The sequence below is a fragment of the Flavobacterium sasangense DSM 21067 genome (assembly GCF_000686885.1).
Lineage (GTDB): Bacteria > Bacteroidota > Bacteroidia > Flavobacteriales > Flavobacteriaceae > Flavobacterium > Flavobacterium sasangense.
Genome location: NZ_JMLU01000025.1, coordinates 24,404 through 46,317 on the forward strand (window position 1 = coordinate 24,404; position 21,914 = coordinate 46,317).

The 21,914-nt window shown below is 32.3% G+C and carries 21 protein-coding genes; 11 read left to right on the forward strand and 10 right to left on the reverse strand.

Annotated features, from left to right (window positions below):
* Positions 1 to 28 precede the first annotated feature (28 nt).
* The 8 genes from BP92_RS0110930 (at position 29) to BP92_RS0110965 (ending at position 8,893) form a co-directional block, all read left to right on the forward strand.
* Complete coding sequence (locus BP92_RS0110930; RefSeq protein ID WP_026726105.1) at positions 29 to 2,404, forward strand: heavy metal translocating P-type ATPase; 2,376 nt, start codon at positions 29 to 31, stop codon at positions 2,402 to 2,404.
* Between the two features lie 90 nt (positions 2,405 to 2,494).
* The gene (gene ccoS / locus BP92_RS0110935; protein ID WP_026726106.1) at positions 2,495 to 2,692 is read left to right on the forward strand and encodes a cbb3-type cytochrome oxidase assembly protein CcoS; all 198 of its coding nucleotides are present in this window, start codon (positions 2,495 to 2,497) and stop codon (positions 2,690 to 2,692) included.
* A gap of 4 nt (positions 2,693 to 2,696) precedes the next feature.
* A complete protein-coding gene (gene ccoN, locus BP92_RS0110940; protein WP_026726107.1) occupies positions 2,697 to 4,874 on the forward strand; it encodes a cytochrome-c oxidase, cbb3-type subunit I in 2,178 nt (725 codons plus the stop codon).
* Between the two features lie 5 nt (positions 4,875 to 4,879).
* On the forward strand, positions 4,880 to 5,050 hold the full coding sequence (locus BP92_RS0110945; protein ID WP_026726108.1) for a cytochrome c oxidase subunit IV: 171 nt from the start codon (positions 4,880 to 4,882) through the stop codon (positions 5,048 to 5,050).
* A 100-nt stretch (positions 5,051 to 5,150) separates the two neighbouring features.
* Positions 5,151 to 6,095 carry a cbb3-type cytochrome c oxidase N-terminal domain-containing protein gene (locus tag BP92_RS16165; RefSeq protein ID WP_035693334.1) on the forward strand — a complete coding sequence of 315 codons (945 nt, stop codon included), beginning with the start codon at positions 5,151 to 5,153 and terminating at the stop codon, positions 6,093 to 6,095.
* A gap of 62 nt (positions 6,096 to 6,157) precedes the next feature.
* Positions 6,158 to 7,576, forward strand: a complete 1,419-nt coding sequence (ccoG, locus tag BP92_RS0110955) for a cytochrome c oxidase accessory protein CcoG (protein WP_026726109.1) — start codon at positions 6,158 to 6,160, stop codon at positions 7,574 to 7,576.
* A 103-nt stretch (positions 7,577 to 7,679) separates the two neighbouring features.
* Entirely contained in the window at positions 7,680 to 8,129 is a 450-nt protein-coding gene (locus tag BP92_RS0110960; protein WP_026726110.1) for a FixH family protein, read from the forward strand.
* A 62-nt stretch (positions 8,130 to 8,191) separates the two neighbouring features.
* Positions 8,192 to 8,893 (forward strand): sulfite exporter TauE/SafE family protein, encoded by a 702-nt coding sequence (locus tag BP92_RS0110965; RefSeq protein WP_026726111.1) that lies wholly within the window; start codon positions 8,192 to 8,194, stop codon positions 8,891 to 8,893.
* Positions 8,894 to 9,012: 119 nt separating this feature from the next.
* Here BP92_RS0110965 and BP92_RS0110970 read toward each other — a convergent pair whose 3' ends face one another.
* The 3 genes from BP92_RS0110970 to BP92_RS0110980 form a co-directional block, all read right to left on the reverse strand.
* Positions 9,013 to 10,107, reverse strand: coding sequence for an endonuclease (locus BP92_RS0110970; RefSeq protein WP_026726112.1), 1,095 nt, complete (start codon positions 10,105 to 10,107; stop codon positions 9,013 to 9,015).
* A 2-nt stretch (positions 10,108 to 10,109) separates the two neighbouring features.
* Positions 10,110 to 11,327 carry an RsmB/NOP family class I SAM-dependent RNA methyltransferase gene (locus BP92_RS0110975; protein WP_026726113.1) on the reverse strand — a complete coding sequence of 406 codons (1,218 nt, stop codon included), beginning with the start codon at positions 11,325 to 11,327 and terminating at the stop codon, positions 10,110 to 10,112.
* A gap of 73 nt (positions 11,328 to 11,400) precedes the next feature.
* Positions 11,401 to 12,564 carry a hypothetical protein gene (locus BP92_RS0110980; protein ID WP_026726114.1) on the reverse strand — a complete coding sequence of 388 codons (1,164 nt, stop codon included), beginning with the start codon at positions 12,562 to 12,564 and terminating at the stop codon, positions 11,401 to 11,403.
* Between the two features lie 156 nt (positions 12,565 to 12,720).
* On the opposite strand from BP92_RS0110980, the gene BP92_RS0110985 reads away from it, so the two are divergent.
* A complete protein-coding gene (locus BP92_RS0110985; protein WP_026726115.1) occupies positions 12,721 to 13,743 on the forward strand; it encodes a WD40/YVTN/BNR-like repeat-containing protein in 1,023 nt (340 codons plus the stop codon).
* A 41-nt stretch (positions 13,744 to 13,784) separates the two neighbouring features.
* On the opposite strand, the gene BP92_RS0110990 is transcribed toward BP92_RS0110985, so the two are convergent.
* From BP92_RS0110990 to BP92_RS0111000, 3 genes are read right to left on the reverse strand one after another with little or no spacing between them, the layout of a single operon-like run.
* Positions 13,785 to 14,234, reverse strand: coding sequence for a hypothetical protein (locus BP92_RS0110990; protein ID WP_026726116.1), 450 nt, complete (start codon positions 14,232 to 14,234; stop codon positions 13,785 to 13,787).
* A 10-nt stretch (positions 14,235 to 14,244) separates the two neighbouring features.
* Positions 14,245 to 14,667, reverse strand: coding sequence for a hypothetical protein (locus BP92_RS0110995; protein ID WP_026726117.1), 423 nt, complete (start codon positions 14,665 to 14,667; stop codon positions 14,245 to 14,247).
* A 30-nt stretch (positions 14,668 to 14,697) separates the two neighbouring features.
* Positions 14,698 to 15,240, reverse strand: coding sequence for an RNA polymerase sigma factor (locus BP92_RS0111000; protein WP_026726118.1), 543 nt, complete (start codon positions 15,238 to 15,240; stop codon positions 14,698 to 14,700).
* Between the two features lie 115 nt (positions 15,241 to 15,355).
* Here BP92_RS0111000 and pdxH point away from each other — a divergent pair, with 115 nt between their 5' ends.
* Positions 15,356 to 16,000, forward strand: a complete 645-nt coding sequence (gene pdxH, locus BP92_RS0111005; RefSeq protein WP_026726119.1) for a pyridoxamine 5'-phosphate oxidase — start codon at positions 15,356 to 15,358, stop codon at positions 15,998 to 16,000.
* A 246-nt stretch (positions 16,001 to 16,246) separates the two neighbouring features.
* On the forward strand, positions 16,247 to 16,750 hold the full coding sequence (locus BP92_RS0111010) for a CAP domain-containing protein (protein WP_026726120.1): 504 nt from the start codon (positions 16,247 to 16,249) through the stop codon (positions 16,748 to 16,750).
* A gap of 229 nt (positions 16,751 to 16,979) precedes the next feature.
* Here BP92_RS0111010 and BP92_RS0111015 read toward each other — a convergent pair whose 3' ends face one another.
* From BP92_RS0111015 to BP92_RS0111030, 4 genes are all read right to left on the reverse strand, one after another.
* Entirely contained in the window at positions 16,980 to 17,570 is a 591-nt protein-coding gene (locus BP92_RS0111015) for a hypothetical protein (RefSeq protein WP_150111923.1), read from the reverse strand.
* Positions 17,571 to 17,687: 117 nt separating this feature from the next.
* Positions 17,688 to 19,595, reverse strand: a complete 1,908-nt coding sequence (locus tag BP92_RS0111020) for an OmpA family protein (protein WP_026726122.1) — start codon at positions 19,593 to 19,595, stop codon at positions 17,688 to 17,690.
* Positions 19,596 to 19,606: 11 nt separating this feature from the next.
* Entirely contained in the window at positions 19,607 to 20,512 is a 906-nt protein-coding gene (locus BP92_RS0111025) for a PorP/SprF family type IX secretion system membrane protein (RefSeq protein WP_026726123.1), read from the reverse strand.
* Positions 20,513 to 20,540: 28 nt separating this feature from the next.
* Positions 20,541 to 21,914 (reverse strand): gliding motility-associated C-terminal domain-containing protein (locus tag BP92_RS0111030; RefSeq protein WP_026726124.1); only part of this gene is annotated, 1,374 nt, incomplete at its 5' end.

Consider the following 21,914-nt stretch of genomic DNA (forward strand, 5'->3'; position numbering starts at 1 on the left):
TTTGTCACAGGTAAAATGAGCAAATTATATGGACACAGAAAGTTGTTTCCATTGTGGTAATGAAATTATAAAAAAAGACGAGATTGTATTTGACGAAAAGAAGTTTTGTTGCAATGGTTGTAAAACCGTATACGAAATTTTTAGTCAAAACGATTTAACGTGCTATTATGATTTTCAGGCAGCACCCGGCGCCACTCCACAAGACATTCAGGGCAAATATGACTTTTTAGACAATGAAGAAATTGTTACTAAATTATTGGAATTCCAAGAGCGTACAACACATATTGTTTCACTCTACATTCCTCATATACACTGTAGTTCGTGTATTTGGATTCTGGAAAATCTACAAAAGCTTCAACCAGGAATAAGTACTTCGCAAGTTAATTTTGGCGAAAAGAAAGTCCGAGTTACGTTCAATCCCGAACAAACTTCTTTAAAAGATATCGTCTATTTATTGAGTTCGATAGGTTACGAACCTTATATTTCATTAGAAAATTTTGATGAAGGCAAGAAAAAAATCGACAGAACTTTAATCTATAAAATAGGAGTAGCGTTTTTCTGTTTTGGAAACATCATGCTGCTTTCGTTTCCCGAATATTTTGAAGTAGAAGAATATTGGATTGACCAATACCGCGGATTTTTCCGTTGGTTGATTTTCGGATTATCGCTTCCTACGTTTATTTATTCGGCTTCTGGATATTACGTTTCCGCTTGGAAAAGTATGAAATCAGGCTTGTTGAATATCGATATTCCGATTGCTTTAGGAATTGTGGTGATGTTTCTAAGAAGTACGGTAGATATCGTTTTCGATTACGGACAAGGATTCTTCGATAGTATGGCTGGGTTGATTTTCTTTATGTTATTAGGAAAGTTATTTCAGAAGAAAACTTACGATTTCCTTTCATTTGAACGCGATTATAAATCGTATTTTCCAATTGCAATTACAAAGGTTTTACCAAATGGAGATGAAGAATCGGTTCAAGTATATGATATTCAAAAAGGCGATAGATTATTGATTCGTAACCAAGAGTTAATTCCAGTAGATGGGATTTTGATTTCTGAAAAAGCATCAATTGATTATAGTTTCGTAACAGGTGAAGCGGTTCCGATTGAGAAAAAATCAGGCGATAAAGTTTTCGCAGGTGGAAAACAAATGGGAAAAGTCATCGAAATGGAAGTGCTATTTTCGGTTTCCCAAAGTTATTTAACTCAATTATGGAGTAACGATGTCTTTCAAAAACGCGTAGAACAACAACACAAAAACATTACCGATAGAATTAGTCGCTATTTTACGCCAGCTTTATTGGCTTTAGCGATAGTTTCTTTTACGTATTGGATTTTCATCGATGTGCAAACGGCTTTCAATGTTTTCACTGCGATTTTGATTGTGGCTTGCCCGTGTGCTTTGGCATTAACGGCTCCGTTTACATTAGGAAATGTGTTGCGAATTCTAGGCAAACGAAAATTATATTTAAAGAATGCTTTAGTTGTAGAACAATTAGCCAAAGTAGATACGATTGTTTTCGATAAAACAGGAACGATTACAACTAATAAAAAAACAGCTATTACTTACGAAGGAACGGAATTAAATGCTTCCGAACTAAGATTATTGAAAAACGTTTTGCGTGGTTCGAATCATCCTTTGAGTAGAAGATTGTACGATTTTATTCCAAATCAAGAAAAAATAGAAACTACAAGTTTTGAAGAAATCATTGGAAAAGGAATTTTCGCTGAAATCGAAGGAAATACCATAAAATTAGGTTCTTCACAATTCCTAAAAACTATGACCGAAAACACGCATAAGAAAACCAAAGTGCATGTGGAAATCAATGGTGTTTACAAAGGAAGTTACGTGTTCAATAATCAATACAGAAAAGGATTAGAAGAATTGTTTTCCGATTTAGCTAAACATTACAATTTGGTTGTTTTATCTGGTGATAATGATGGTGAAAGAAGAATTTTAGAGAAAATGTTGCCTTCGAAAACGACTTTAGTTTTCAATCAAAAACCCGAGCAAAAACTACAATACATTGAACAATTACAAAAAGAAGGCAAAAATGTAATGATGGTTGGGGATGGGTTAAACGATGCTGGCGCATTAGCACAAAGTAACTTGGGATTATCTATTTCTGAAAATGTAAATGTGTTCTCTCCCGCGTGTGATGGGATATTAGATGCAACACAATTCGATAAAATTTCCTTTTTTATGCAGTATTCTAAGAATGCAATGAAGACGATTTATATGAGTTTTGGACTTTCTTTATTATATAATGTTGTAGAACTAAGTTATGCCGTAACTGGAGCTTTAGATCCTATTGTAGCAGCTATTATAATGCCGCTCAGTACAATAACAATTGTAAGTTTTGTAACAATTCTTACAAATTTGTATGCTGGAAAGAAATAAATTTATTAAATTTAAGAAAATTTTAATACATGATAAAAATCATGTTTTATAAAAACGAGTGGAAGTAACTTTGTTAACACAATTTAAGGTATGAGTGTCATTTATTTATTAATCACAATTAGTATAGTAGTAGCGATTGTCTTTTTAGGTGCTTTTATAAAAGCAGTTAAAAGTGGACAGTACGATGATGACTATACACCATCGGTCAGAATGTTATTTGATGATGAAATAGTGAAAAAAGAAAATCCTAACAAATTAATACAAACAGAAAAACAAAAATCAATCTAAATTTATGGAGAAGCAACAATTTTATTACGACAACAAAATTGTAAGGAATTTCATCTACGCTAGTATCGTTTTCGGGGTAGTGGGGATGTTAGTAGGGCTTATTTTAGCTTTCCTATTTTTGTTTCCAAACTTAACAAGCGGCGTATCGTTTTTAAGTTTTGGACGCTTAAGACCTTTACACACCAATGCAGTTATTTTTGCCTTCGTTGGAAACGCAATGTTTGCAGGTATTTATTACTCAATGCAGCGTTTATTAAAAGCAAGAATGTTTAGCGACCTTTTGAGTAAAATTCATTTTTGGGGTTGGCAGTTAATTATAGTTGCTGCAGCCATTACTTTACCATTAGGTTATTCTACTTCTAAAGAATATGCCGAATTAGAATGGCCAATCGACATTGCAATTGCTCTTATTTGGGTAGTTTTTGGTATCAATATGATTGGAACCATTATTAAAAGAAGAGAACGTCATATTTATGTAGCTATTTGGTTTTACATTGCAACATTTGTAACAGTTGCGGTACTTCACATCTTTAATAGTTTAGAACTACCTGTTTCGTTATCAGGAATGAAATCATATTCAGTTTATGCTGGTGTTCAAGATGCTTTAGTACAATGGTGGTACGGACACAATGCGGTGGCATTCTTCTTAACTACTCCATTCTTAGGTATGATGTATTACTTTGTACCAAAAGTAGCAAATCGTCCTGTTTATTCTTATAGATTATCAATTATTCACTTTTGGTCGTTGATCTTCATTTATATTTGGGCTGGACCTCACCACTTATTATATACTGCACTACCAGATTGGGCTCAAAATTTAGGAGTTGTTTTCTCTGTAATGTTACTTGCTCCATCTTGGGGTGGTATGATTAATGGTTTATTAACTTTAAGAGGAGTTTGGGATAAAGTGCGTACTGATGCGGTATTGAAATTCTTCGTAGTAGCCATTACAGGTTATGGTATGGCTACTTTTGAAGGTCCAATGTTATCATTGAAAAACGTTAACGCAATTGCACACTTTACAGACTGGATTATTGCTCACGTTCACGTTGGAGCTTTAGCTTGGAATGGTTTCTTATCATTCGGTATGATCTATTGGTTAATCCCAAGAATGACAAAAACAAAATTATTCTCTGAAAAATTAGCGAATTTCCATTTCTGGATTGGTACTTTAGGGATTATTTTATATTCGCTTCCATTATATGTTGCAGGATTTACTCAAGCTTCTATGTGGAAACAATTCAAACCAGATGGTGGAGCATTACAATATGGTAACTTCCTTGAAACGGTAACTGAGATTATGCCAATGTATTGGATGCGTGCAGTAGGAGGAACATTATATCTTACAGGGGTTATCGTATTAGTTTACAATGTAATTAGAACCGTTAGACAAGGTTCTCCAGTTGAAAACGAATTAGTTGAAGCTCCAGCATTAGCTGTAATTTCTCCAAACCGTTTAAAAGGAGAAAAATTACACTCTTGGTTAGAAAGAAAACCAGTTCAATTTATGATTTTGACTACTATAGCAATTTTGATTGGTGGTTTAATTCAAATTTTACCAACAATTTTAGTAAAATCAAATATTCCAACAATTTCGTCAGTTAAACCATATACACCACTTGAGTTGCAAGGTAGAGATTTATACATCCGTGAAGGTTGTGTGGGATGTCACTCTCAAATGGTTCGTCCGTTCCGTTCAGAAGTAGAGCGTTATGGTGACTATTCTAAAGCAGGAGAATTTGTTTACGATCATCCATTCTTATGGGGTTCTAAACGTACTGGTCCAGATTTAGCTCGTGAAGGTGTTAAAGGAAAACCATTTAATGGAGGTAGAGATGATGTATGGCATTTTAACCATATGTACGATCCCCAAGGATTAAATGAAAAATCAATTATGCCAAGATACCAATGGTTAATTAAAAATGAATTAGATAATTCAACTATTCAAGACAAAATGAGAACCATGGTAACTTTAGGAGTTCCTTATTCTGAAGCAGATATTAATAATGCTCTTAAACATATGGACGAACAAGCAAGCAAAATTGAAGCAAACTTGTTAGCGAACCCTGATATTAAGAAATCTTTTGGTGGAAACACAACATCAAAATTAAAAGATAGAGAGATTGTAGCGTTGATTGCATACTTACAAAGATTAGGTACTGATACTCAAGTTAAAAAATAAAAGTTATGCTAAAGTTCATTAAACATAATTTGGAAACTATTGCAGGAGTAGATATTTATCCAATCATTTCGTTGACTATTTTCTTTACAGCGTTTGTATTGTTCACAATTTGGGCATTTACTTACAGCAAAGAAAAAATCAAAGAAATTAGCGAAATGCCTTTAAACGACGAATAGTCATAATATAATTAGCGAGAAACTGAAACAACCATGATGTTTGTAATTTTTGGGTAGTTTCATGGTTGTTCCGGTTCTCATAACATAAAAATTTCAATATATGAAAAAATTAATTCCATCATACGTAAGAGTTCCATTACTGTTTGCAGTAGTATTTGCAGCTTTGGAATATTTTATCGATTCAGGAGACAGGCCAGCCTTTATAAAGTTTCCTATGGTAGCTTTATTTTTAGGAGTATTCCTTTTCTTATTAATCGCAATCGAAATTGTAATCGATGCCGTTGATAAAGTTACTTATCATTTATTAACTGATGAGCAAAAGAAACAACTAGAAGAAGCACAAACTGTTTCTTTTACAGAAAGCAAATGGTACCAAAATATTGTTGCTAAACTTACTCGCTCTAAAGAAATGGAAAGAGAAGAAGATATCATGTTAGAGCACGACTACGATGGTATCAAAGAGTTAGACAACGTATTACCACCATGGTGGGTATATTTGTTCTATGGTACAATTATTTTTGCTTTAGTTTATTTGGTTCGTTTCCATGTAATGAATGAATACGATCAAGAACAAGAATTTAAAAATGAAGTGGCGTTAGCAGAATTAGAGAAATCGAAAATGCCTAAAGACCCAGCTGAAGAAGTAAGTTACGAAACAGTTGTTGCGGTTACAGATGCAGCAAGTTTAGCCAAAGGAAAAGAAATTTTCACTAACGCTTGTGCTGCATGTCATAAAGCTGATGGTGGAGGTTTAGTTGGACCTAACTTAACTGATAAACATTGGATTAATGGAGGCGGAATTAAAAATGTCTTCAAGTTAATTTCTGAAGGAAGTAAAAACAATCCTTCAATGGTAGCTTGGAAAGCTAATTTATCTCCTAAAGACATTCAAAGTGTAGCAAGTTATGTTTTAAGTTTACAAGGTTCTAATCCTCCAGGAGGAAAACCAGCTGAAGGCGAAATATGGGTTGAAACAGCTGAAGCGGCACCAGCAGCTGCAGCATCAGTAGATTCTACTAAAGTAGAAACTCCTGCAGGAAAATAAAAATAGTAAAAAAGGTTTTGGGAAATTCTCAAAACCTTTTTTAAACTAAAATTAGCATAATTATGTCAAATTTACCAGACGAAAGTTTTAGAGATACCATTGCAACAATTAATGCAGAAGGGAAAAGAAATTTTATTTATCCTAAAAAACCTTCTGGCCCTTTTTACGATAAAAGAAAGTTATTGAGTTATTTTCTTTTGGTTTTTTTAATAGCTTCTCCATTTATTAAAATACATGGAAATCAATTTTTGATGTTTAATGTGCTGGAAAGACGTTTTAGTATTTTCGGATTTGCATTTTGGCCTCAAGACTTTCATTTGTTTGTTATTTCAATGATTGTTGGAGTAGTTGGATTGACCTTGTTTACAGTAGCATTCGGACGTATATTTTGTGGTTGGTTTTGTCCGCAAACTATTTTTATGGAAATGGTTTTCAGACGTATCGAATATTGGATTGATGGAGACAGAGGGGCTCAAATGCGATTAGAAAGACAAAAATGGGATGCTGAAAAAATAAGAAAAAGAGTTACAAAATGGACTATCTTTTTTATTTTTTCATTCTTCATTGCTAACGTTTTCTTAGCGTATTTAATTAGCAGCGATGAACTTATCAAAATGATTACGGAAGGACCTACAAGTAATTTAAGTACGTTAATTGCCTTATTAATTTTTACAGGTGTTTTCTATTTTGTATTTGCTTGGTTTAGAGAGCAAGTTTGTATTATTGCTTGTCCTTACGGAAGAATGCAAGGGGTTTTATTGGATAACAAATCCATTAATGTAACCTATGACCACGTAAGAGGAGAAGGTACAAACGGAAGAAAGAAATGGAGAAATGGTGAAGATAGAACCGCATTAGGTCACGGAGATTGTATCGATTGCAACCAATGTGTAGTAGTTTGTCCAACTGGAATTGACATTCGTAATGGTACTCAGTTAGAATGTATTAACTGTACCGCTTGTATCGATGAATGTGATACCGTTATGGAAAAAGTAGGATTACCAAAAGGATTAATCCGCTATGCTAGTGAAGACGAAATTGTAAATAAAGAGAAGTTCGTGTTGACACTTCGAATGAAAGGTTACATCGCCGTTTTAACTTTGTTAGTAGGCGTTTTAATTGGAATGTTGTTCTTACGAAATGATGTAGAAGCCAATTTCTTACCAATGTCAGGACAATTGTTCCAACACAATGGTGAAAACATTCGAAATTTCTACACGTATAAAATTGTCAATAAAACAGAACAAGAATTTGATAATGTTACGGTTAAAATTGTCAATTATAAAGGAGAAATAAAATTAGTGGGAAGTCCAGTTATAAAAGTACCAAAACAAGGTTTAGTAAGTGGAACATTGTATATTGATATTCCAGAGAGTTTGCTAAAAGACGAAAAAGTACATTTAAAATTAGAATTATATAACGGAGATAAATTGATTGAAGAAACATCAACTAATTTCCAAGGACCAAGAAACTTTAATTAAAAAAATATAGCTATGAAATCGCCACTAAAAATTTGCGTAAGCAAACACCAATAATTTAAAAGGCGATACCATATGTTACCAATGATAAATAAAATTTAAACATATGAAATTTAATTGGGGAACCGGAATCGTTATTGCTTTTGCACTTTTTATGACATTCATTTTATCCTATGTATTTAAAGTACAGTCTAATGATAAATATGATCATGAATTAGTAGTAGAAGATTATTATAAAAAAGAAGCAACGGTTCAAGGTGACATAGAAAAACAAGAGAAAGCGAATGCATTAACGAATAAAGTAACAATCGAAAATAAAGCGGAAGGAATAAAAATTCAATTTCCAGCTGATTTTGATTATTCAAAAATAAATGGAAAAGTGTCCTTATACAGACCGTCTAGTCAGAAATTAGATTTTGAAATTTCGATTTCACTATCTAGTCCACATTTGCTCATACCTAAAAGTAATTTGGCTAGCGGTCTTTGGGACATTTCTATCGATTGGGAATACGATGGTGTGAAATATTTGAACAAAGATTCGTTTAGAATAGAATAATTTCTTTCTTTTGATTTTGAACTTGTAATTGAACTTGTTCTTGAATTTGAAATTTAAAATAGATGTTGTATTCAGCTTTTATATTTGGTTTAATCAGTAGTTTTCACTGCATAGGAATGTGCGGTCCGATTGCTATGATGTTACCCGTAGATAGAAGTAATGAAGCAAAAAAAATCACACAAATTATTACCTATCATATTGGAAAATTAACGGCTTACGGGACTTTAGGTTTAATATTCGGACTTTTAGGTAGAAGTTTTTATTTAGCGGGAATGCAACAACAACTATCCATTATCGTTGGGATTTTGATGATTTTAGTAGCGGTAATTCCAGAAAAAGTATTTGCTAAGTATAATTTTTCAAAACCTGTTTATCGAGTAATTACGAAAGTAAAATCAAGTTTAGGCCAACAGTTTAAAAACAAAAGTTACAAATCGTTATTTACTATTGGATTATTGAATGGTTTTTTACCTTGTGGAATGGTCTATGTTGCACTTTTTGGAGCTATCGCGATGCAGAATGTTTCTTTAGGAATTGCCTATATGATACTTTTTGGAATCGGAACAATTCCTATGATGGTAGCAGTTGTTTACGCTTCTGGATTAATTTCATTTTCATTCAGAGGAACGATTCAAAAAGCAATACCGTTAGTAGCGGTAATTATTGGAATGTTATTTATAATAAGAGGTTTAGGGTTAGATATTCCATATTTATCACCAAGTAATATGAGTTTATTTGTGCAACCCGAAGTCAATTGTCATTAAATATTTTAGTTAATAGGGTAAAAGAGTGATGGAGTTTTAGCTTTATCACTCTTTTTGTTTCATAAAAAAAGCCTCATCAAATAAATGATGAGGCTTTCATAATATTATGATTTGAAATCTTAATTAACAATAAGTTTCTTAGTTGCAATAGCATTTTCAGAAGCCATTTGAACTAAATAAAATCCACTAGGTAAATTATTCACTTTATATGAATTATCAACTCTTGTTGGATTTTTAATTTCTTGGATGATTTGTCCGTTAATATTATATAAAATAATCGATTTTAACTCAGTTTCTGATGTAATTGTAACTTCGTTGTTGATTGCAGGATTCGGATAAATAGAAATGGCGTTTTCTAATGCAAAACTCTCAGATGATAATGCTGCACATTGCACACTATATATTTGACATACATATTCAGGATGATCTATAAACGGATTTCTGTTGTTTTGTCTTGCATATATGGCATTGTTTCTAGTTATTTCAAAAACACTAACAGGGTCGTTGTTATGCCATGTTATTAGCATGTTTAAGAACGAATTAGTAAAGACCTGATTTGACGTTCCATTAAACATAGGATAAGACCAACTTGCTATTTGATCTTCATAACGAGTAGCAAAATAAAAATACATACGAGCTATATCACCTTTGAAAGCACTATTTGGTTCAAATACTTGACCAACATAACCAGCAATTGCACTTGTTCCATGTTTTCCACCATTATTAGTTGTTGAAGAAACTACTGCAACATTTCCATGAGGATTATCACCACGATCACCATTTACTTTTTTATCAGTTGGAGTTACAAAATGTGCATCATGTCGCATTGGGGCAGCTTGACTAAAAATAGATTGAGGAACAATATGTTCTCTATTATAAACATCACATTCTGAACCTCCTCCAGAACCGGTATCTTGATCTGTACCATATATAAAACCACATTCACCAGCACTACCTGTAGGGTTTTCAGTATACATGTCATAAATAGTATTGTCATTTTCATAACCTGTACCAGTAAAAACATCTCTATCTGAAGTTTGATAGGTAACCCATAATCCACTATAACCTAAATCAGTTTGATTCTTAATGATATTAAATAATTGTGTTTTTAATACGTAACCAGTTCCTGTTGCAGTACTATAATAACCAGCAGGAATTTGTGCCCAACCCATTAGTGAACACAATAAAAACGTTAGTAGGTAATGTTTTTTCATATCTATTTATTTTTTCTTTCTAATAAAGCCATGTAAAATCCGTCGAAGCCACTTTCACTTGCTAAGACTTTTTGGTCCTTGACAAAGTTAAATTCTTTTCCAATTTCTGTGCTTAAGAAATGCTTAATTTGTTCTTGATTTTCAGAAGGTAATACCGAACAAGTAGCATAAACTAATTTTCCGCCTGGTTTTACAATTTTTGAATAATTTTCTAATACTTCAGCCTGAACTTTTCGAATGTTATCGATAAACTCAGGTTGTAATTTCCATTTGCTATCTGGATTTCTTTTTAAAACTCCTAATCCACTACAAGGCGCATCGATTAAAACTCTATCGGCTTTTTCGTGTAATTTTTTTATTGTTTTACTACTTTCAATAACTCTTGGTTCAATGTTGAAAGCACCGTTTCTTTTCGCTCTTATTTTTAATTGCTTTAATTTACTTTCATACAAATCCATAGCAATTAATTGGCCTTTATTTTCCATTAAAGAAGCCAAATGCAAGGTTTTTCCACCTGCACCAGCGCAAGTATCCACAACTCGCATTCCTGGTTGAACATCCAAGAAATAAGCCACTAGTTGAGAAGAAGCATCTTGCACTTCAAACAATCCGTCTTTAAAAGCATCTGTTAAAAATACGTTTGCTCTTTCTGTCAAAATTAAAGCATCTGGATAATCTTTGTGAAACTCGGTTTCAATATTCAAATCCATTAAGATGGCTCTTAATTTTTCTTTAGTGGTTTTTAAACGATTTACTCTTAAGATTACTTTAGCTTGCTCGTTTTGTGCGGCAAGTTCTTTGGTCCAAATTTCCTCACCTAATTCCTTAACACCCAATTCATCCATCCAATCTGGAATAGACTCTCTGAATTTTCTGGTTTTTGTTAATTCGTCAAATTTTCCTTTGATTCTTCTAACCGGTGTATCTTCAAAATATTTCCAATCGGGTAGGGTATAACCTCTTAATACTGCCCAAACGGCAAATATTCTCCAAATTTTATCTCTATCAAAAGGTTCTTTTACTTCTGCAATTTCGGTGTATAAACGTTTCCATCTTACGATCTCGTAAATGGTTTCTGCTACGAATTTTCTATCGTGACTTCCCCAACGTTTGTCTTTTTTAAGTGCTCTAGCAACCACTTTATCAGCGTATTCACCTTCGTTAAAAATCGCCATTAGCGAATCGATTGTTGTGAATACTAAATTTCTGTGTAATCTCATTATTTATTTTAAATCAGCCTGCAAAGATACGAATAAAAATAAAAAAAGCTGCCAAAATTGACAGCTTTAATATTTATCCTCTTCCGTTACCTCTTCCTTCGGAACCTCTTGAATTGGAATTGCTTCTTGGAGCGCTACTTCTTGACTGTGAGTTACCTCTTGAAGAATTTCCTCTAACTTCCGAATTTCCTCTGTTACCATTACTTGTTACTGTTCCTCTTTCTCTTGGCGAATTACTTCTGTTTTCAGAATATTCTCTTCCACGATTTGATTTTGGTCCATCGTTTCGACCTCTGTTTTCTGAAGTTACTCTTGGAGAATTACCTCTGTTTTCAGTTACAACTCGAGTACCAGAATTACCTCTTGTTCCGTTGTTTCTTGGATTACTTGTTTCTGTTCTAGTTCTTGGCGTTGTTCCATTATATTCTCTTGTTTCACGATTTCCTCTTGGTGAGTTTGAAGTTATTTCGCTTCTATTTCTCGGAGAATTGATGTTTCTTCTTGAATCTAACTCATATCGGTTTGAATATCCTGAATTTCTATGTGCGAAGGAACGATTTGGATGCATTCTTTCGTAACCATTTCCTCTTCTTCCATAATAATTGTTATAAACTGAAGCACATCTTCTGTGTGAAACATAATGATAACTGTGACCAAAATTGATATGAAGATGAATGTGATTTCTATATCTAAAAATTGGGAACGGATTCCAGTAGCTATAGTAACTAGGATAATAACCCCAATACCATGATGAATAATACGGGCGATAATTTCCTACCCAAAAAGTGGTATAAATTATTGGAGTATGCACATAAACAGGTTCGTAAATATAATTGGTTCCATACATATAAACATCACCAACAACTTGCACTTGAACTCGGTTATTGCTATCTCGTTCTACTTCAATTGTAGCTACATCTTGAAAAACATCTTTTTCCAAAACAGCTTGCACCACAACTAAATGCACGTTTCCTTCAACTGTTTCAATAACTCTTAAATAATCGACATAATTATCGTTATTCAAATCTAAATTGGAGATTTGAGTCTTAGGATCATTTAATCTTCTTTCAAAATCTTCTAAATCTTTAGCATCACCAAAAACAGTCGCAACCGCTCTTAAATCTAAGTTGTCGCTGATATCTGAATTTTTTGCTGTAACCGTAGTTTTTTCTTGTGCAAAAAGTGAACCTATCGTCAATGAAGCCAGTAAGCTCAGATGTATCAATTTCGTTTTCATAATATATTCGTTTTAAGGTTCTTATTTCTATTTTTGAATAACCAATTACTGTGCCAAAGTTTTTTAACCTCAATTAACTTATTGATTATTAGTTATTTGTAGAATATATTTTTCCTTTGCAACATTTCCATTATATTTGAAAATAAAACCTATACAATGAAGAAGATTTATTTATTTCTATTATTTATAAGTATTTCAGCAATAGCTCAAAATAAAAAATTTAATTCGGATGTAATTCTCGAAACGAAATTGAGTTGTAGAGCTATTTTAGTTGACGATGAAAAAGTTTGGATGGGAATGGATAAAGGTCGTTACGGATTTTACGATATAAAGAAAGATACCACTATCATAAAAGAAATTCAATCTGTTGCCCGAACTACAGAATTTAGAAGCATTGCAGGAACCAAAGAAGCTATTTTTATTTTAGCGGTTGGAAATCCAGCAATGTTGATTCGTATTGATAAGAAAACGTTGGAAGAAACAGTTGTGTACAAAGAAGAACACGAAAAAGTATTTTACGATAGTATGCAATTTGTAGATGATTTAAACGGATTTGCCATGGGTGACCCAATTGAAAATTGTTTAGCATTTATAAAAACTAACGATGGTGGCAAAACGTGGCAAAAAGTAAATTGCGATGTTTTACCAAAAGTTTCAGAAGGTGAAGCTGCTTTTGCTACAAGCAACACCAATTTAACTGTAAAGGAAAAATCGATTTTTATGGTTTCTGGTGGAAAGAAATCGAGAGTTTTTGTTTCTAAGGATTTTGGTGGTTCTTGGAAAGTTTATGAAACGCCAATTGTTCAAGGCGAAACTATGACAGGAATTTTTACAGCTGATTTTTACAATGAAAAAATCGGAATTATTGCCGGTGGAAATTATATGAAGCAAGACCAAAATTGGGCCAACAAAGCAATTACTAAAAATGGTGGCAAAACTTGGAAATTAATCGCTGATAAAGAAGCTTTTGGTTATGCTTCTTGCGTTCAGTTTGTTCCAAATAGTAACGGAAAGAAACTTATTTCTGTTGGTGGAACTGGAATGTTTTACTCGGCTGATTTTGGCAAAAGTTGGGCAAAATTCTCTGATAACAAAGATTTTTATACATTCCGATTTGAATCAGAGAAAGTCTTTTATGCAACTGGAAGAAATAAGTTGGTTCGATTTGAAATAGAATAAAAAAAGCGTTCAACTATTGCTGAACGCCTTTTATTTTATAACTAACCTCTTCTTTTTTCACGCATTTGTTTTAATAATTCTCTATTAAAATCTTCTTCGGCTTTTTTAAGTTTGATGATTTTCTTAGCACTGATTACTCCTTGTAAATCTTTTATAAATTTTTTTCTTAAGTTAAATAGATTCTCTTCTAAACTTTCCATTTGAACTAAAAGAGCAGAAGCTTCTTTTTCGCTTAATTTATCAACACTTCCAGGTCTAAAACGATCTAAAATGGCTCTCATTTTTTCGTGACGTAACTCCGCTTGTTTGTCATCAAATGCATTGTAGAGTGGCCAAAATTTTTGAGCTTCTTCTGTTGTTAATTCTAATTGTTCTGTTATGTAAGCCACTTTTAGTGCTTTTACTTTTTCTCTTTTTTCTTTAAAATCCTGTGAAAAGGATACAGATGAAATAAAAAGTAATATAATTGGTAATATAAATTTCGTTTTCATGGGTAAATTATTATTCGTTAATATAGTAATCTAAATTTTCTGATTCGGAAAGATAATCTTCCACCGCATCAGAATTGGCTTCATTTATTGATAAATTATTTTCTAATTCAGCAATGTCTTCATCGGTTAAGTGTTTGGATAACTCAGTGATTCCAATTCCTTGTTGTTGTGATAAATATACTTCTATAGTTCCAGCATCTAAATTGTTTTCTTTTGCCATATTAAAATAAACCGGAATTGCAATAGCAAGTAAAAGAACAGCTGCAATTGAACTTATCCAAACTTGTTTTCTATAAAATAAGGAAACAACTTTAGTTTCTTTTTCTTTAGAAATTTGTTCCATCATTTTTGCTTCGAATTGCTCAAAGTAGTTTTCTGGAACTTTAAATCCCGATTTAATTTCTTTGTTATTTTCTAAATCAAATTGTTTCATATCTATTGGACAAAAATAAGACTAAAAGGTTTAATTGGTATGTAAAAATTCTTCTATTTTCTTAACAGCTATATGATAACTTGCTTTTAAAGCACCAACAGAAGTTCCTAAAATTTCCGACATTTCTTCGTATTTTAATTCTTCAAAATATTTCATTTTAAAGACTATTTGTTGTTTTTCAGGCAAAATAGCAATGGCTTTTTGTAATTTCAGTTGGATTTCATCGCCATCAAAAAAAACATCACTTTCTAATTTATTTATCGCTTTTTCTTGGGCTTCTTCGTTTGAAATTCCTTGTTTTTTAGCTCTTTGTTGCATGAACGTTATGGCTTCATTGGTGGCAATTCGGTACATCCAAGAATATAATTTACTATCGCCTTTAAAATTTTTCAGATTCCCAAAAACTTTTACAAACGTATTTTGAAGCACATCATCGGCATCATCATGATTCAAAACCATGTTTCTGATATGATAGTACAAGGGTTTTTGATACAATTGCAACAGCTTTCGAAACGCTTCGTTCTGCGTTTTCGGGTTTAATAATTCGGAGATGAAAGCTTTTTCGTCTTGCAAAATGCGATATTTGTTTATAAGACTAAAGATATTCAAAAAGGTTTAATTTTAATTTTTGTTTTAGTAAAAAAACAAGTTTCCCTTTGTAACTTTGCTTTATAGAAATAAAATAACGATGAAAGATTTAAGTAATTTTAGAAAATCATACGAAAAGAGTGAATTATTGGAAAATCAAATTCCGGAAGATCCAATAAATTTATTTCATAAATGGTTTTATGAAGCGGAAGAATTAAATGCAGCCGAGGAAGTAAATGCTATGACCGTTACAACTATAGGTTTAGATGGTTTCCCGAAAGCGCGTGTGGTTTTACTTAAAAAGTTCAATGAAGAAGGTTTTATTTTTTATACCAATTACAATTCTGAAAAAGGAAAAGCCATTTTGAATAATCCGAATGTTTGTTTGTCTTTCTTTTGGCCAACTGTGGAACGTCAAATTATTATAAAAGGAATTGCGGAGAAAACGGCTGATAATGTGTCCGATAATTATTTTTCATCTCGTCCTGATGGAAGTAAATTAGGTGCTATTGTTTCACCACAAAGTGAAGTAATTCCGAATCGAGAGTTTTTAGAGAACAATTTAAAACAATTAGAAAAAGAGTGGGAGGGAAAAGAAATTTTGCGTCCAGCGCATTGGGGTGGTTTTTTAGTTCGCCCTGTAGAAGTAGAGTTTTGGCAAGGAAGACCTAATCGATTGCATGATAGAATTCGCTACAAATTAACTAACGAATTCGATTGGAAAATTGAACGATTATCGCCTTGATAATCAATTTTTTATAAATATCTTTTAAAATCCTAAGTTTTTTAACTTGGGATTTTTTTATTTCTGTAAGTAAAGTTTTAAGTAATTGATATTCAAATGTTTAAAACGTTAAATTTTAATGCATTTCATCGATTTTTTTTGTTAGTCACCGATATTTTTGTACTTTAGTCTTGTTAATCAAACACTTAATCGGTTTTTTTGGTTTTTATTAACAAAACAACAACTACTAAATAAAATACGCTACTTATGAAAAAATTAATCATTACTCTTTTTGCCCTAACAATTGGTATATCATCTTTGACTTCATGTTCTGCTGATTCAGAAAGTGCAACAAGCACTACAAATAATTCAAACGAAACAGTAAAATCGTATACCCATTCTGATCTAGAATTAGAATTATTAGATGAAGTTAATGCTTACCGAGTTTCAGTAGGATTAAATCCACTACAAATCATTGAACACATTTCATACAAATCTTCAGAACACAACGATTATATGTTAGCAACGCATACAGTTACTCATGAAGGTTTTGAAGAAAGAAAATCTAATTTACAAGAAGTATTAGGTGCTTACCGTGTAGGAGAAAATGTTGCTTATGCCTATTCATCAGCTCAATCGACAGTTAATGCTTGGGTAAACAGTCCAAGTCATAAAGCTAATTTAGAAGGCGATTACACCCATTTTGGTGCTTCGATTAAAACAGATGAACAAGGTAGAAAATACTATACGAATATGTTCATCAAAAAATAAAATTTCATGTTTGTTTATAGAAAAAGCAGCTATTTGTTAGAATAGCTGCTTTTTTGTTTTATTTAATTTTTAAAGTTCTGCAGCTTGCTCTCAGTTGCGGCATTTTTGCATAAATGTTCAATCGGAGAACTACACTTTGGTTAAGCACTAAAGTATCATAGAAGCACGTTACCCGCCATTTAGCCAAACTGCTATTACCTGCAGACTTTCGTCAGATTATATAATTAGTTTAAATCTTTTTCCTTGCTTTAGCTGTGTAATCCACCAACTGCTCATCTGATATCTTGCCCTCATAAAATAATATTCCTCGAATATCTATCCATTTGTGTCCATTTTCTGAAAGTACATTCTTTATACTTTCCAAATTATCTTGGTTTAGAGTTTCTATAACTTGAAAAATTTCTCCTTTTTCTTGGTAAGTCGGGAAATACTCATAATGATTTTTAGACAAACCGGATTGTTCAAACCACAGATTTTTAAAATATTCTTTGTCATTTATTCTATATGACAAACCTCCATTCGCCGTGATAGTACCTACTTCAGTTTTGTATTCTATTTCAATTCCATTTTTCAAATGTAATATCAAATAATATTCTGCAAATATTTTGAGTGGTCCTCCAGGTTCTGAATTTCCTAAATTCTTTATAAAACTTTCAATTTGATTTTCTGACAATCGCATCGAGACAGTATCAACACGTTTGCGGATTTCGATAAAATCTATCTCGCTTTTATCTATATTGAATTTTTCATAATTAGAATTAGAATTAGAATTAAAACAAGAAGTCAATATTACAACCGAGATAAATAGTATGTATTTCATATGAGTTTGCATGTAACTAGTATATAAAATCAAATATATAAAACTTTTATTACATAAAAAAGCAGCTATTATAAGAACAACTGCTTTTATTAAAAAGGATATAGATATGTGTGTAGGTTACATTTTTAGTACGATAAATTCACTTCGTCTATTTTTTTGATGTTCAGCTTCGCTACAAGGAATGTCGTCTGAACAATTGTTTACCAATTGTGTTTCTCCGTATCCTTTTGCTGTTAATCTGTTTCGGTTAATACCGTTTTTAACCATAAATTCTAAAGTAGATTTTGCTCTTCTGTCTGATAACAGTTCGTTGTATTTGTGTGTTTGTCTACTATCGGTATGCGAACGAATATCTATTGTCATGTTTGGATATTGGTTCATAACAGCTATGATTTTTTCTAAATCTTCTGCAGCATCCGGGCGAATATTCCATTTGTCTAAATCGAAATAAATGATACTAACATCTAGTATTTTTGCTAAATCTGTTCCTACTTCAACTGGGAAGATATTTCGTTTTAATTCGATATCTAACTTAGATTCACCTGTTTTGGTTACTGGACCAAAGGATTTTTCAGTAGTTTCATATTCTTCTTTTGCCGCTCTTACGTAGTATTTTTTATTACACTCAATTTTAAATGAATAAGCTCCTTTATCTGAAGAAGTAGTTTCACTAATTTTATTCATTTTATCATCAAACAGAATCACTTTTGCATTTGGTAAAATTTCTTTTGTATCAACATCGGTAATTAAACCAGATAGAGTATGAGTACAAACAGTAAATGTATAGATATCATCATAACCGCTTCCGCCATCTCTGTTAGATGAGAAAAATCCTAAACCATCTTTGTTAGTAACGTAACCAAAATCGTCCATTGGACTGTTTAATGGTTTTCCTACATTGACAGGTTTTTCAAATGAATTATTAGCTGATTTTGCTTCAAAAATATCCAAGCCTCCAAGTCCTGGATGACCATCGGATGCAAAAAACAAATTGTTATCAGCATCAACAAAAGGGAAGGTTTCTCTTCCTTCTGTATTTATAGTTGGCCCTAAATTTTCTGGTGAACCAAAATTACCATTAGAATCGATTGACACTTTGTATAAGTCAGAATTTCCAAAACTTCCCGGCATATCTGAAGCAAAATACATGGTTTTCTCATCTGGACTCAACGCAGGATGTGCAGTTTTGTAATTATCGTTAGAAAAAGGCAATTCTTTTACATTCGTCCATTCACCATTGATTAATTCAGCTTTGTAAATTTTTTCCATGATAACTTTGTCATCACTTTTACGTTTTTTACCGTCGTTGTAATTGTTTCGGGTAAAATACATAGTTTTTCCATCTTTTGTGAAGACAGGTGAGGACTCATTATATTTAGTATTTACAGTTTTAGAGAAATTTTCTACGCTTCCTAATTTTCCATCATTATCAATTGAAGCAACAAATAAATCAGTGAAATTTTGTTTAGTCCAATCGTGAATTTTGGAGTACTGATTGCCTTCGCTTCGAGAAGAAGTAAATACAATTTGTTTTCCGAAAAATGTTGGACCATAATCATAAAACTCTGAATTTACATCGGTTTTATCCATGGTATATTTTCCAGAAACGGCATCAATATCAGTTAAATAATCTTTATTCTCTTGAAATAATTTGGCTCTAGTATCGTTTGTTTTTTGAGCAAATAATTCCATGTACTGATTTGATTTTTCGTAATTACCTTCCGCTTTTAAAGTTTGAGCATATCTAAAATAATACTCCGAGTCTACTTCTTGATTTAGGGCAAAAAGTTCACCATACCATTTAGAAGCTTTATCTAATTCACCATTGAAATAGTAAGCATTCCCCAATTTTTCGAATAATTCAGCAGATTTGTATCCTTTTTCGGCCACTTTCTCATAAATTTCGATTGCATCTATATAAGAGTATTTATCGTATTTTTTGTCTGCTTTGTTTAGCTTAGACCCTTGTGCAAAAGCACCAATTGTGATGCTTAAGACGAATACTAGTGTGTATAATGTTTTCATAATCGGAAAATTTAAAAGAATCTAGGTGCTGAAACTCTACTTCTGTTGAAAAACTCATAGCGTAGAAATATCTCGTGAGAACCTGAATTGTAATTAGCAAGTTTAGTGGTTTCTAAATCATAACCATATCCAATGAACCAAGAATCGGAAATTTGAAATCCTGCTAAAGCACTCACGGAAGCATCCCATCTGTATGCAGCTCCCAATGTTAGTTTATCAAAGAACAAAAAGTTAGCAGTAACATCAGCTTGCAAAGGAGCTCCTTCAACAATTTTACTTAAAACAGCAGGTTTAAAATCGATGTTTGGACTAAGTGTAAAAACATGACCTGCAATAAAATAAAAGTGCATTTTTTCTTTTGTAATTTCAATATTGTTATCATTGTATCGATACGATTCGAAAAAATTAGGTACTGATAATCCAAAATAGGTTTTATCTGAAAATAGGTATAATCCAGCACCAACATTTGGTGAAAATTCGGTGTCTACATTTTGAAATTGAGGGTCGGCTGGATCATAAATTCTTAATTTATTGACGTCTAATTGAAATAAATTTGCAGTTCCTTTTAAACCTAATGATAGCTTGAAGTTTTCAGATACTTGAATAAAGTAAGCTAAATCGGCTGAAATTTCATTTTCGGATACTGGACCAATTTTATCGTTAACAAAATTTAATCCTATACCAAAGTTGGAATCTCCAACTGGCATATTTATGGAAAAATTGTTAGTTACTGGTGCACCGTCTAATCCTACCCACTGATTTCTGTGAAGTAAAAAAGCCGTTATAGTTTCCCTAGAACCCGCATAAGCAGGGTTAACTAGAGGTGTGTTGTACATATATTGAGTATATTGAGAATCCTGTTGAGAATACATGCTTTGTAAAATAAATGCACAAATTATAGTTAAAATCGTTTTCATCTTGTTTGTATTTAAGTTACTTTAGTAATTAACGGTTTAGATATAAATATCCTGATCGATCATGTTTCTTATTTTCTTCATCTGTATATTTCAGAATGTAAAAGTAAGTTCCGTCTGGTAGAAGTTCATTTTTATTAACGGTACTTCTGCCTTCAGATATTCCTTTGAACGATTTAAGATTATTATCATACCCTCTTTCGTCATAAACTAAAATTCCCCATCTGTTATAAATTTCTACTGTATTATCTGGATAACATTCAAGTCCGTCGATGAAAAAGAAATCATTCGAGCCATCATCATTTGGTGAAACTGCATTGTAAACTGTAATATCACAAGCGGCTAACACCACACAATCATCATTTACATTTAAATATACTTCATAAATCATCGGACAAGTATTGTCTCCTAATTCAACAACATACTGCAAAGTGTAGAATCCTAAAGTTACATTAGTTGGATCAAAAATACTTCCTGTTAATCCACCAGAACTAGTAACTTCATGCCATTCTCCAGTTGTAGGAATTGAATCGTCTAATATAGTAAATAAATCTATTGGATCGTCTTCAATACAAATTGCGAAAGGAATTGCGTCGAATGGTTCTTCAACACTTACGTTAATTGTTTGAGTAAAGCTAGCTTCATTTCCACAATTATCTGAAACAACCCATTCACGTACAATTACATAAGCGTAAATTGAAATGATTGTAGAAGTTTCGTTGTAAACTACATCTTGAATTCCTGAACAATTATCACTAAATTCTAGTTCAGGTACAGCTGGAATTTCAGAACATGAAACGCTAATTTCTGTATCTAAAGGTGTACTTAAAATAGGAGGAGTATTGTCAAAAACAGTTATAGTTTGGGTATAACTTGAACTATTATTGCAGCTATCAGTTATGGTCCAAGTTCTGCTGATGATGTATTCTCCTGCACATTGTGATTCTTCTCTGTCGATAGTATCTAAAACTGTTATAGTTACATCACCACAATTATCAGAACCTGTCATTTCTGCAGGATTTGGAATTGCGTCACAAGAAACACTAATATCTTGAGGTAATTCACTTGTAAAGATAGGAGCTGTATTGTCTTCAACTCTAATTGTTTGAATTAAATTTGTTGTTAAACCACTGCAATCTGTTAATGTGTAAGTTCTTGTAATAATTAAAGGATTACCATTACAACCGCTTCCTTCATTATTTGTTTCTGAAACGGTTACTGTAACTGTTCCATTGCAATTATCAGCAACATCGGTTACTAAGTTAATATCAGCAACAGGTATTTCTGATGTACATTGTAAATCTAAAATATCAGATGGTGCAATTCCTGTTGGAGGACTTGTATCATCAATAGTGAAAGTATGAATCCAATTGTGCGTGTTTCCTTCACAATCTGTAAAAGTATA